Genomic DNA, 12190 nt, shown 5'->3' with positions numbered 1-12190 from the left:
GGCGAGGCCGCTCAGGCGTTCCTGCCCTCCCGGGCGAGCGCGGCGCGACGCCGCGGCGCGACCTCCACCGCATCGCTCATCTGCTCGAGGGTCCTGCCCTTGGTCTCCGCGACGTACTTCAGGACGAACACGAAGGAAAGGGCCGCCATGGCGGCGTAGAGGCCGTACGCGAACGTCAGGCCGACCGCGGCGAGGGCCGGGAACGTGGTGGAGACGATGAAGTTGGCCGTCCACTGCGCTGCGGCCGCCACGGCGAGCGCGCCGGCACGGATGCGGTTGGGGAACATCTCGCCCAGCAGGACCCAGGTGAGCGGACCCCACGTGGCGCCGAAGAACACGACGAACGCGTTGGCCGCGATCAGGGCCACCGTGGACCACGGGGCACCGAGGCTCACGGCCTCGGTGCCGTCGGCGGCCACCGCGACGGTGGAGTAGGCGAAGCACAGGGCCATGACGCCCAGGGAGGCGGCCATGCCGAGGGAGCCGACCAGGAGCATCGGACGGCGACCGACCCTGTCCACCAGCATGATCGCCACGACGGTCACCACGATGTTGGTCACGGACGTGAGCACGGTGATCAGGAGGGCGTCGGACTCACCGAATCCGACGGACTTCCAGAGCGTCGTGGAGTAGTAGAAGATCACGTTGATGCCCACGGCCTGCTGGAACACGGACAGCAGGATGCCGACCCACACGATCGGCTTGAGGCCCAGGGCCGGGCCGCGGAGGTCGGCAAGGGACTCGCGGCGCTCGGACTGCACGGAGAGCCGGATGTCCTCGATCACCAGGTTCACACGGTCCACGCCCGTGAAGTCGTGCAGGACACGGGCGGCCTCGTCGAGGCGGCCGCGGGCCACGAGGAAGCGTGGGGACTCCGGCAGACGCAGGGAGAACAGCCCGTAGGCGATGGCGGGGACGGCCTCCGCGAGGAACATCCACCGCCACGCCTCGAGTCCGAACCAGAACTCGGCGGACGCGCCGCCGGCCAGGCCCGCGAACATGGCGTCCGAGAGCAGGGCCGCGAAGATGCCGAGCACGATCGCCATCTGCTGCATCGACCCGAGTCGGCCGCGCACCTGGGCCGGGCTCACCTCGGCGATGTAGGCGGGGGCGATCACGGACGCGGCGCCCACGCCGAGACCGCCCACCACGCGCCAGAGGATGAGGTCCACGACGCCGAACGCGAGGCCCGATCCGACGGCCGAGACGAGGAACAGGACCGCCGCCACCACCATGACCGGCACGCGCCCGCGCCGGTTGGCCAGCGGCCCGGCGAACCACGCGCCGAGCGCGCAGCCGAGCAGCGCCGAGGCCACCGCGAAGCCCGTCAGGCCCTTGCCGAGTGCGAACTCCCCCGCCAGGGCGTCGACGGCACCGTTGATGACGGCGGTGTCGAAGCCGAACAGGAAGCCGCCGAGAGCGGCCGCCACGCTGATGCCCACCACCCGACCGGTCACCCGCTCCCTCAGGACCGACCGGTCCCCCGTGCCCTGCTGCTCCGCCATCTGCGCGCTCCCGTCTCCTGTGATCGGCGCGGCCCCCGGTGGGCGCAGCCGTCCGCCGAGTGTCGACGGTGCCCGCGGCCCCGCGCAACCCGGACGCGCACCCGGCGCCCGGAGCCCCCGCGCGTCGCGGGACTGGCGGGGACCAGGAGGGCCCCGCCACGACCTAGGGTGGAGCGCATGTCCTCCGCGGTCCCCCCGTCCCATCCCCCCGTCTCCCCTGCACCGTCCGAGGGCGGCGTCGCCTCCGACCGGCGCCATCCCCGCGTCGGACTGCTGCCCCGCATCCTCCTGGCCATCGCCCTGGGCATCGCGGTGGGCCTCGTCTCCCCCGAGTGGCTCACCCGCCTCGCCGTGACGTTCACCTCACTCTTCAGCGCCTTCCTCGGGTTCATCGTCCCCGTGCTGATCGTGGCCCTCGTGGCCCCCGCGATCGCGGAGCTCGGCCGGGGTGCCGGCCGGTGGCTCGGACTCACGGCCGGCATCGCCTACCTCTCCACGGTCCTCGGCGGCTTCCTGAGCCTGGCGGTCGCGGTCGCCCTGTTCCCCCGCATCCTCACACCGGGGTCGATCGGTGGCGTCACCGATCCGTCCGAGGCCACGGCCGCTCCCTTCTTCGAGGTCGAGATGGGCCCGCCGTTCGGCGTCATGACGGCACTGTTGCTGGCGTTCGTGCTGGGCATCGGCATGACCCTCATCCCCCGCGGGGTGATGCAGCGGGGCTTCGAGGAGCTGCGCACCATCATCGAGCGCGTGGTCTCCGGGCTGATCGTGCCCCTGCTGCCGGTCTACATCTTCGGGATCTTCCTGGCGATGGCGGCCGCGGGCGAGGTGTTCACCGTGATCGCCACGTTCCTGGGCGTCATCCTGATCGTCTTCGCCCTGACCGTGGTCCTGCTCCTCCTCCAGTTCCTCGTGGCCGGCGCGGTCAGCCGGCGCAACCCCCTGCGCGCCCTGCGGACCATGCTCCCCGCCTACGCCACGGCGCTCGGCACCTCGTCCTCCGCCGCCACCATCCCCGTGACCCTGCGCCAGGTGACGGCCCTGGGCGTGCGCGGTCCGATCGCCTCGTTCGTGGTCCCGCTCGCGGCCACGATCCATCTGGCCGGCTCCACGGTGAAGATCGTGGCGTTCTCCACGGCGGTGATCATCCTCTCGGGCGGCGCAGTGGACGTGCCGCTGATGGTGGGCTTCATCTTCATGCTCGGCATCACGATGGTGGCGGCGCCCGGCGTGCCCGGCGGCGCGATCGTGGCCGCCTCCGGCCTGCTGTCCACCATGCTCGGGTTCACGGAGCCGATGGTGGCGCTCATGGTGGCCACCTACATCGCCATCGACTCGTTCGGCACCGCCACGAACGTCACCGGCGACGGTGCGATCGCGCTGGTCCTGGACCGGATCGCGGGCGACCGGATCACCGGGCACGGCGGCCTGGAGGCCGACGCCGGCGCCCGCACGGAGGGCGCACGCGCCTGACTCCGGGGATGACGGCCTGATGTTCATCGTCCTCGGCCCCGCGCCCGACGCCGGCCCGGGCACCTGGTGCGCGGTCCCGGCGGACCCGGACGCGCCCGCGGGGCTGCCGCAGGCACCCGCCCCGGTGACCTTCCCGCGTGAGGCCGCGGCCGACGTCGTCCGCGCCCTCCCCGAGCGCCTGGGCGTGGCGGCGGGGGCCGTGCGCTGGGTCCTGGCGTCCACGGCCGAGGAGTACCCCCGGTGGCTCGCGTCCGGCATCCGGGTGGACGCGGTCCGCGACCTGTCGCTGGGGCAGCGCATCCTCCTCCGGGCCGCGGCCGCCGGGGCGGTGGAGTACCGGCCGGCGGTGGAGCTGGCCGTGCACGAGCCGGACGGCGTCGCCCCCGTCGAGGCGGCCACGACGCCCGGCCTCGAGCAGACCGCGATGTTCGAGCTCGCCGCCCCGGCCGCGCAGGCCGCGCCGGACGTCCGCGTCCTGGCTGCCGAGTTCGCGGCCCAGCAGCGCGCCGTGGCCGCCTCGGCGCACCCGGCGCGGCTGCGACTGCTGCTGGCGGCCGAGTCCCAGGGGGCGCTCGTGGCGGCGGAGATGCACCGGTCCGGCCTGCCCTGGCGGGCCGACCTGCACGACGCGCGGCTGACCGAGCGCCTGGGACCGCGGCCGGCCGAGGGCGAGCGGCCGGCCCGCCTGCAGGCCCTCGCGGAGCGGGTGGCCGCCGACCTCGACTCCCCCGGGCTCAACCCGGACTCCCAGAAGGACCTGCTGCGCGCCCTGCAGACCGCCGGGGTCACGGTGGACTCCACCCGCCAGCACGAGCTGCAGGCGTGGGCGGCGCGGGGCGGCGCGGAGGCCGCGGCCCGGACCGCGCGGATCGCGGCGCTGCTGGAGTACAAGGCCCTGTACCGCCTCTGGACCGCCAACGGGTGGCACTGGCTGGACACGTGGGTGCGGGACGGGCGCTTCCACGCCGCCTATCTGGTGGGCGGCGTGGTCACCGGCCGGTGGGCCGCCCACGGCGGCGGGGCCATGCAGGTGCCCGCGGTGGTGCGCGACGCCGTCCGCGCCGACCCCGGCCACCTCCTCACCGTGGCGGACGCGTCCCAGGTGGAGCCGCGGATCCTCGCGGCCATGGCGCAGGACGCCGCGCTCGCCGCCGCCGGGTCCACCCCCGACCTCTACCGGGAGGTGGCGGAGCAGGGCCGCTCCGCCGGCACCGCGCTGGACGACCGCTCCCGCGCGAAGGTCGCCCTGCTCGGGGCGATGTACGGGGCCACCACGGGCGACTCGGCGGCGCTGCTGCCCCACCTGCGGCGCCTGTACCCCGCCGCCCTGGCGCTGCTCGAGCAGGCGGCCGCGGCGGGCGAGGCCGGCCGTCCCGTGGCCACGTGGCTCGGCCGGTTCTCCCCGCTCCCCGAGCCGCGGTGGCTGGAGGCCGTGGCCGACCGCTCCACCCGGCAGGCTGAGTCCCGGGCGGGCACGATGCGGCGCTCGGCCGGCCGGTTCACCCGCAACTTCGTGGTGCAGGGCACGGCGGCGGAGTGGGCGCTGTGCTGGATGGGCGGGATCCGGCGTCGCCTGCGCGCGGCGGGGGCGAGGACCGAGCTGGTCTTCTTCGTGCACGACGAGGTGGTCCTGCACGGGCCGGCCGAGGAGGCGGAGGCCGTGGCCGCGGCGGTGCGGGAAGCCGCCGCGGAGGCGGGCCGGCTGCTCTTCGGCGACGCGCCGGTGGACTTCCCCCTCACGGTGTCCCAGACGGAGTCCTACGCGGACGCGAAGTGACCCACCGGCGGACGCGTTCCGCGGAGCGTCCGGGGGCGCTCAGCCGCCGAAGCGGACGAACGCCCGTCCGGGGAACCGGCCGTCCCGGATCTCCCGGAAGCCGGCGGCCTCGTAGAACGCCCGCTGGCCGGGCTCGGCGTCCGTGATCAGCACGTGCTGGCGGACCTGCGCATAGGGCGCGAACGCGTGGCGCAGCAGCGTGGAGGCGATGCCCCGCCGGTGATGGGCGGGGTCCACGAGCACGTCCTGCAGAAAGGCGATCGTGTGGCCGTCCGAGACGATTCGCGCCAGCCCCACCAGCTCCTCGCCCGCCCACGCGGTGACCACCCGGGAGGACCCGGCGACGCCGGCCACGAGCGTGTCCATGTCATCGGTGTAGGCGCTCCACCCGACCGTGTCGTACAGGCGCCGCAGGTCCTCGGCCGCGGGGACCTCGTCCTCGCGGACGGCGACGTCCGGCATCGGGCGCGGGGCGGCGGCGTCGTCGGCCGGGGCGTCACGGGACGCCTCCCACTCGGCGCGCAGCAGGCCGAGTCGGACCGAGTCCCACCGGCGCCCGCCCCACACCCGGGCCTCGGGGACGCGCCCGACGGGCGTGTACCCGACCCGCTGCGCCGAGGCCACCATGCGCTCGTTGCCGGACCACGTGGTCAGGGTGATCAGGTGCGCGGCGGTCTCCTCGAAGGTGGCCGCCGTCCACGCCGCCAGGGCGCGGCGGCCGATCCCCCGGCCCCAGCGGGCCGGGTCGAAGAGCAGGATCCCGAGCTCCCACCAGCCGCCGCCGGCGGGGGGCTCCTCGTGGCGGGTCACCAGACCCACGGGCTCGCCGTCCACGGTGACGATCCGGCGGTGCGGGTCCACCACGGCCCGCGCGTGCGCCGCCGTGAACGCGTCCCGGTCCGGGGCGCCGTCGGCGGCGGCGTGGAAGTAGGGGGCGTCCCAGCGCTTCCACTCCGGGTCCGGCGTGCCGTGCATCCACCTCCAGAGGAACTCCTCGTCCTCGGGCGCCGCGGGGCGCAGGTCGACGGCGGGGTCGGGCGAGGGGCGGGCGGCGTCCATCCGGCCATCCTGCCGAGCAACCGGGGCCGGGACAACCGGGAGTCAGTCCACCGCCCACCCCCGCACGTCCGCGAGCGCCGAGCCGTCCCCCACGCTGGAGTCCGTGATCACGGAGATGGACCCGTCCGACTCGAGGCACACGGCCGCCACCTGGTCCAGGCCGCCGACCCCCTGGGAGCGCACCGCCTGGCGGACCTCGTCCTCCGTGAGCCGGACGTCCGTGAGGACGTCCGGGAGGAACTCGCCGTGACGCACCATGAGCGTGGGCTCGGAGCGCACCACGGAGGTCTTCACGTGGCGCCGCGAGGTCAGCCAGGACACCAGGATCTGCAGCAGGAGCAGCAGGCCGAACCCGGCGACCCCGGAGAGCAGGGCGGTGTTCGAGGAGGTCACGGTGCTGGCCAGGACGGAGCCGAGGGCCACGGTGACGATCAGGTCGAAGGCGTTGAGCTTGGCGAGGGACCGCTTGCCGCTGACGCGCAGCAGGACCACCGCGGCCAGGTAGATGAGCGGGGTGACGATGAGGATGCGCATCAGGGCGTCGAGGGGGGACGAGCATCCCCCCCAGTCTGACGCCCCTGCCCGCCGCCGCGCGCCCCCGCACGCGCGGTGCGCCGGCCCACGCCCCGGCCGCGCCTGGTTGACTGTCCCCCATGAACCACGCCGTCGCCCGGGTGCCGGTGGTCCAGGAGCCCCACACCGTGCACCGCGCCTCCCCGCTGCGCCGCCTCTTCCGGCCCTTCTGGGTGATCCCCGCACTCGTGACCGTGGCCGCGGTGGCGCTCGGCTTCGTCCTGCCCCTGGTGGACAGGGGGGCTGGAGCACCGAATCGGCATCGCCTTCCCGGGCGGCCCGGCCGGCGCCCGCAGCGTGCTCGGGACCATCGCGAGCGCGATGATCTCGGTGACCGGCCTCGTCTTCTCGATCACGATGGTCGTCATGCAGCTGGCCTCCAGGCAGTTCAGCCCGCGGATCCTGCAGGACTTCCTGTCCACCCGCATCACGCAGTGGACGCTCGGCGTCTTCGTGGCCTCGTTCGTGTACGCCCTCACCGTGCTCCGGGAGGTGCGCGGGGCCGCGGACGACGCCGAGGCGTTCGTGCCGCAGCTGTCCGTGTCCCTGGCCTCTCTCCTGGTGCTCACGGCCTTCGTCCTGTTCCTCGCGTTCATCCGCACGATCATGTCCCTCATCCAGGTCTCCCAGGTGGTGAGCCGGGTCGGGGACGCCACGTGCGCTGCTGTGGCGGAGCACTTCCCGGAGGAGGACACGGTGCCCGAGCAGGCCGACTGGGAGCCCCGGGGCACCCCCCTCCCCGGTCCGGATGGGCGACCGCCACGGCCACGTGGTCGAGGTGGACGAGCGGCGTCTCACCGCCCTGGCGCACGAGAAGGACCTGCACCTCGACCTCCTGCCCACCCCGGGGGCGTTCCTGGCGCCCGGGACGCCGCTGGCCCGCGTGTGGGGCGAGGTCACCGATGACGTCCGCGACGCCGTCGAGCGCGCGGTGGTGGTGGCCGCCGAGCGGCGGACCGCCCACGACCCCGGCTTCGGCGTCCGCCAGCTCGTGGACGTGGCCGAGCGGGCCCCCTCCCCCCGGGATCAACGATCCGACGACGGCCGCCCAGGTGGTCTTCGCGCTGCGCCGGGTACTGGGCACGGCCGTGGCCCGGCACGACCGCCCGCGGCACGTGGCGGACGACGACGGCGTGGCCCGGCTGCGGATCCGCCCGGCGATCGTGGCCGAGCTGCTGACCCTGGGCGTGGAGGAGATCGCGCACTACGGCGCGGGAGGTGTGCAGATCCCGCGCCGGCTCGAGGCGCTCCTCGACGAGCTCGAGGACGTCGCCCTCGACCGGCACCGCACCGCTCTCGAACGCGCCCGGGCCCTCGTGCACCGGCACCTGGAGGAGGACTGATGGACCTGCCCCCGATCACCCTGACCGCGGCGGGCATCGCCTTCCAGACCGTGCTGGGGAACATGTTCGCCAGCATGGTCATCCTGGCACGGGACCGCTTCCGCGTGGGCGACCAGATCGCCGTGGCCGAGCACGCCGGCACCGTGGTGGAGATGGGCCTGTCCGCCACCGGCATCAAGACCTTCGACGGGCGCCTGGTGCTGCTGCCCAACCAGCTGCTGCACTCGAACGCGGTCACCGTGCAGACCGGCTTCAACGCGGTGCGCTCCTCCGTGTGCCTGGACCTCGACGACACCACCGACCTGGACCGTGCCCGCGCGGTGGCCGTGGAGACCATGGCGACACTGCCCTCCGTGCTTCCGGATCCCGCGCCGCAGGCCCTGCTCACCTCCGTGGGCGTGACCACGGTGGAGCTCGAGCTGCGCTTCTGGTCCGGCGCCCGCCAGATGGAGACCCGTGAGGCCCAGGACGCCGTCATCGCGGCGGTGCTGCGGGCGTTCACGGACCACGGCGTGCGCACCGGCAACGACGTGCGGATCGTCGACGCCGGCCCCGAGCTGCGCCGCGCCCTCCGCCGGATCGCCGGGACCTCCGACGCCGCCACCGCAGCCCCCGACGCGACCGCCCCCGACGAGGAGACCCCATGACCGACCAGACCGGCCCCGAGCGCACCCCCGACGGGCGCCACATCATCGTGAACGGCCGGCGGTGGCGCGCCGCGGACCCCGGCATCCCGGAGGCCCTGCGCGCGGAGCTGGTGAAGGAGCTCATGGCCGCCCGCCGGCTCGTGAGGAGCCGCGGCGACAACGTCCGCTTCCGCGTCCAGGACGCCAAGGTGGCGCTCGGTGAGCGGGGGGACCCGTGGTGGGAGCCCACGGAGGAGGGCCGGCGCGAGCGGCTCGCCGCCGCCATGCGGGCCCTGCTGCGGCGCCGCGGCGAGGGGAAGACCATCTGCCCCTCGGACGCGGCCCGCGTGGTCGGCGGCGAGGACTGGCGGGACCTGATGCCCGTGGCCCGGGAAGTGGCGGGCGAGCTGGCGGCGGCGGGCGTCGTCGTCGTCACGCAGAAGGGCGAGGCCGTGGACATGGCCGCAGCGCGCGGACCGGTGCGGCTGGCCCCCGGCGACGCGCTCGGCCTCTGACGGCCGGCGCCCGATGCGCGGGCACCGCGGGGTTCTCATCCTGGGCTCACGCACGGTTGATGTGATCACCCGCGTCGGCGGCGGACGCCCCCGACCGGCCGTGCCCGGACCCCCGGTGCCGGACCTACCACCCCTTCGGACCGAGGAGCCACCGTGCAGACCGAGACCGCCGACCTGATCGCCTCGCTCAGCTTCGAGCTGGAGCAGCAGTACCGTCACCTCGCCGACCACCCCGCCGAGGGCCACTCCGTGGACGGCGTGGAGGACGTGGAGCTGAGCCCGCGCCGCCTGCGCCGCGCGAAGACCTCCTACAACGCCCGCGCCTTCCGCCTCGCCGCCCGCGGGAACGAGAACCGCGGCTACGGTCTGCGGCGCGGCCGCGACGTGTCGCCGAAGGCCGGTGACGTGGTCCTGGCCCGGATCGCCGCGATCGGCCACCACAAGCGCCTCGAGTCCTTCAACTCCCGCCGGCGGAACCTGTTCCTGGGCGACGAGGTGATCGTGGCCTACGGCGACCGCTACGCCCCGGACCAGTTCCTGTCCGAGGTCCCGCGGAACCTGGACTACACCAACCTGGTGGCCGCCGGCGGCATGGCCTCGCGCGTGGTCGAGAAGCACGAGAACGTCGACCTGGCCACCGTGCTCGAGCCGCTGGGCCTGATCACCCGCGACGGTGAGGTCGTGTCCATGGCCGACTCCGCCCCCCACGCCATCACCCCGTGGGCCGAGGCGAAGGCGTCCCTCGGCGAGGACGGCCCGCTCGTCGTCGTGGTGTTCGGCTCCTCCATGAACTCCGGCAAGTCCACCACCGTGGGGTGCCTGGTGAACGGCCTGGTCAACGCGGGTCTCACCGTGCACGCCGGCAAGGCCACCGGCACCGGTGCGGGCAACGACGCCGGCCTGTTCCGCGACGCGGGCGCGGACAAGGTGGTGGACTTCACCGACTTCGGCCTCGCCTCCACGTTCAAGCTGTCCTTCGAGGCGATCAAGGACATCATGTTCTCCATGACCGCTGCACTCGCCCAGGGGGACCCGGACGTCATCGTGGTGGAGATCGCCGACGGCATCTACCAGGGTGAGACCTCCGCCCTGCTCGCCGACCCGGACTTCGGCGCGCTGACGGACAAGGTGCTGTTCGCCTGCGGAGAGGCCCTCTCCGCCGCGGCCGGCGTGGCCCTGCTCCAAGGCGCCGGCCTGCCGCTCGTGGCCGTGTCCGGCGTCCTGACCTCCGCGCCCCTGATCTCCCGTGAGGCCGCCGAGGTGGTGGACGTGCCGGTGATCCCCACCTACGACCTGTGCGAGGCCGACGTCGCCCGCCGCGTCCTCGGCCTCGACGACGCCGCCCCGGAGGCCTGACCGCGTGGACCCCTCGATGCCCGCGCTGTTCGTCGGCCGCCGGCGGCTGCTGCTGATGGCCCTGGCCGGGCTCGGCGTGCTCCAGGCCGCCCTGTCCGTGGCCGTGGCGGTCCTCACGCCGCGGCTGCTGACGGCCGGCGCGGGCGCGTGGGGGCTCGCCGTGGTCCTGCTGGGGGCGGCGCTGCTGGTGGGCGCCGCCCGGATCGGCGAACGCGTGGCCGCCGAGGACCTGGGCCAGGACTACGTGCGGGAGACCCGACGGCTGCTGGTCACCAGCGCGCTCGTGCCCGAGCGGTCCATCAACCTGGGCAGCACGATCGCCCGGACCACCAACGACCTCACCGCGGTGAAGAACTGGATCTCCCTGGGGATCAGCCCGATCGTGGTGGGCGTCCCCCTGATCGCGGGGATCGTGATCGGCCTGTTCCTCCTGCTGCCCACGCTCGGGGTCGTGGTCCTGGCCACCCTGGCCGTGTTCTTCGTGACGCTGTGGGGTCTGTCCCGGGTGTTCCTGCGGCGGGCCGTGGCCCTGCGCCGGGTGCGCGGCAAGATGGCCGGCTACGTGGCGGACACCGTCACCGCCGCGGAGTCCATCCGCGTGACCGGCGGCGTCCAGCGCGAGGTGGGCAGGGTGGACCGCATCTCCGGCCAGCTGCAGGAAGCCGCCCACCGCCGCGCGGTCATCTCCGGCACCATGCGCGGCTCGGCCGCCTCGATCACCACCGTCCTGGGCGTGCTCGTGGCGATCACCGGCAGTCTGGCGGGGTCGACGGGGGCAGCCGTGACCACGGCCGTGTTCATTGCCGGCATGCTCGGCGCCCCCGTGACGGAGCTCGGCCGCGTGGGCGAGTACCGGCAGAACTTCAACGCCGCCTGCCGGGTGCTGCGCCCGCTCCTGGAGAACGCCCGCGGGTTCGGCGCACGGGAGCGGCGCCAGAAGCGTGCCCGGGCCCGCATGCGCCATCACGGCAATCCCCGTGGGCTCGCGCGGGACGCCGTCCACGTGGCGGACCTGCGGGACGCCGAGGGCACCGTGCCCGCGCTCGTGGCCGCACCGGGCTCCCGCGTGCTGCTCACGGGAGGTTCCCCCGAGCGTCTCGAGCGGGTGACCCGGGAGATCACGGGCGACATGCCGGCGTCGGACGCGTGGATCACGGTGGCCGGCCGCCACCTGTACGCCATGACCGCCAAGGACCGGCGGGAGCTGATCGGCGTGGCCTCCAGGGACGTGCCCCTGCAGCGCGGCACCATCTCCCGGATCATCCGATACCGAATGCCGAAGGGCGCGGACGTGACGGTGGCGCAGCTGCTCGATCGGGTGGGCATGACGGAGCGGATCGCCCGTCTGCCCGACGGCGAGGCCACGCGCCTCAAGCGCGGCGGCGAGCCGCTGTCCGTCAACGAGCGGGCCCTGCTGAAGATCGCCGGCGCGGTGGCCGCGGACCCGCCCCTCCTGGTGCTCAACCACGTGGACGACCAGCTGGATGTGCGGGACCGCCCCCGGCTGCGGGCCATCCTGGCCGACTATCCCGGCTGCGTGATCCTGCGCAGCTCCACGCCGCACGAGCTGATGGACCGGTACGAGGTGTGGAACGTGGACGAGCTGGCCCCCACCCTGGTGGCCGCGCCCTCCACACTCCACGCCAGGTTCCGGGGGCCCGGCCCCACCACCTACACGGCGGACCGCGCGTCCCACCCGTTCGGCCCGGACGTGCGCCATTCGGCCGCCGAGCTGGCCGGCCTCCGGCACACCGCCTCCGCCGCGCACGACGGCCGCGGCGACGACCTCGAAGGGGACGACGAATGAACCGCAGGAAGCCCACGGGGCGCCTCAACGCCTCCGGCCGCGCCCGCGTGGTCGCCTGGATCGTCGGCGTCTCCGCCGTCGGCCTGCTGCTCATGCTGGCGGCGATCGTGGTGGCGCTGCGGTGGATCGCCACGGACAGCATCCAGACCTCGATCA

Annotated in this window: 10 protein-coding genes and 2 pseudogenes; 9 read left to right on the top strand and 3 right to left on the bottom strand. The window is 74.5% G+C overall.

Annotated elements, in window-relative coordinates:
• Window positions 1–11: 11 nt before the first annotated feature.
• Complete coding sequence (locus Q4D18_RS03565; protein WP_303125875.1) at window positions 12–1505, bottom strand: sugar porter family MFS transporter; 1494 nt, start codon at window positions 1503–1505, stop codon at window positions 12–14.
• Between the two features lie 177 nt (window positions 1506–1682).
• On the opposite strand from Q4D18_RS03565, the gene Q4D18_RS03560 reads away from it, so the two are divergent.
• Window positions 1683–2978 carry a dicarboxylate/amino acid:cation symporter gene (locus Q4D18_RS03560; protein ID WP_303125874.1) on the top strand — a complete coding sequence of 432 codons (1296 nt, stop codon included), beginning with the start codon at window positions 1683–1685 and terminating at the stop codon, window positions 2976–2978.
• Between the two features lie 19 nt (window positions 2979–2997).
• A complete protein-coding gene (locus Q4D18_RS03555) occupies window positions 2998–4755 on the top strand; it encodes a bifunctional 3'-5' exonuclease/DNA polymerase (RefSeq protein ID WP_303125873.1) in 1758 nt (585 codons plus the stop codon).
• 39 nt (window positions 4756–4794) lie between these two features.
• Here the strand turns inward: Q4D18_RS03555 and Q4D18_RS11915 are convergent, their stop codons facing one another.
• Window positions 4795–5814, bottom strand: coding sequence for a GNAT family N-acetyltransferase (locus Q4D18_RS11915; RefSeq protein ID WP_368389627.1), 1020 nt, complete (start codon window positions 5812–5814; stop codon window positions 4795–4797).
• Window positions 5815–5856: 42 nt separating this feature from the next.
• A complete protein-coding gene (locus tag Q4D18_RS03540; protein ID WP_303125872.1) occupies window positions 5857–6348 on the bottom strand; it encodes a DUF421 domain-containing protein in 492 nt (163 codons plus the stop codon).
• A gap of 282 nt (window positions 6349–6630) precedes the next feature.
• On the opposite strand from Q4D18_RS03540, the pseudogene Q4D18_RS03535 reads away from it, so the two are divergent.
• From Q4D18_RS03535 to Q4D18_RS03510, 7 genes and pseudogenes are all read left to right on the top strand, one after another.
• Window positions 6631–7083, top strand: a pseudogene (locus Q4D18_RS03535) (DUF2254 family protein); the annotation flags it as partial.
• A gap of 52 nt (window positions 7084–7135) precedes the next feature.
• Window positions 7136–7348: pseudogene (locus Q4D18_RS11910) on the top strand (DUF2254 family protein); the annotation flags it as partial.
• Window positions 7290–7730, top strand: coding sequence for a DUF2254 family protein (locus tag Q4D18_RS03530; protein ID WP_303125870.1), 441 nt, complete (start codon window positions 7290–7292; stop codon window positions 7728–7730). The pseudogene Q4D18_RS11910 and the gene Q4D18_RS03530, both read left to right, overlap by 59 nt.
• Complete coding sequence (locus Q4D18_RS03525) at window positions 7730–8377, top strand: mechanosensitive ion channel family protein (protein WP_303125867.1); 648 nt, start codon at window positions 7730–7732, stop codon at window positions 8375–8377. The genes Q4D18_RS03530 and Q4D18_RS03525 overlap by 1 nt, the downstream gene beginning before the upstream one ends.
• A complete protein-coding gene (locus Q4D18_RS03520; protein ID WP_303125864.1) occupies window positions 8374–8871 on the top strand; it encodes a DUF3253 domain-containing protein in 498 nt (165 codons plus the stop codon). Before Q4D18_RS03525 ends, Q4D18_RS03520 begins: the two co-directional genes overlap by 4 nt.
• Window positions 8872–9024: 153 nt before the next feature.
• Window positions 9025–10227, top strand: coding sequence for a DUF1611 domain-containing protein (locus Q4D18_RS03515; RefSeq protein WP_303125860.1), 1203 nt, complete (start codon window positions 9025–9027; stop codon window positions 10225–10227).
• A gap of 4 nt (window positions 10228–10231) precedes the next feature.
• On the top strand, window positions 10232–12034 hold the full coding sequence (locus Q4D18_RS03510) for an ABC transporter ATP-binding protein/permease (RefSeq protein WP_303125858.1): 1803 nt from the start codon (window positions 10232–10234) through the stop codon (window positions 12032–12034).
• Window positions 12035–12190 lie beyond the last annotated feature (156 nt).

The sequence above is a fragment of the Micrococcus sp. genome (genome assembly GCF_030523875.1).
Taxonomy (GTDB): domain Bacteria; phylum Actinomycetota; class Actinomycetes; order Actinomycetales; family Micrococcaceae; genus Micrococcus.
Note: the sequence above shows the minus strand (reverse complement) of the source record. Positions and strands in the feature narration are given on the sequence as shown.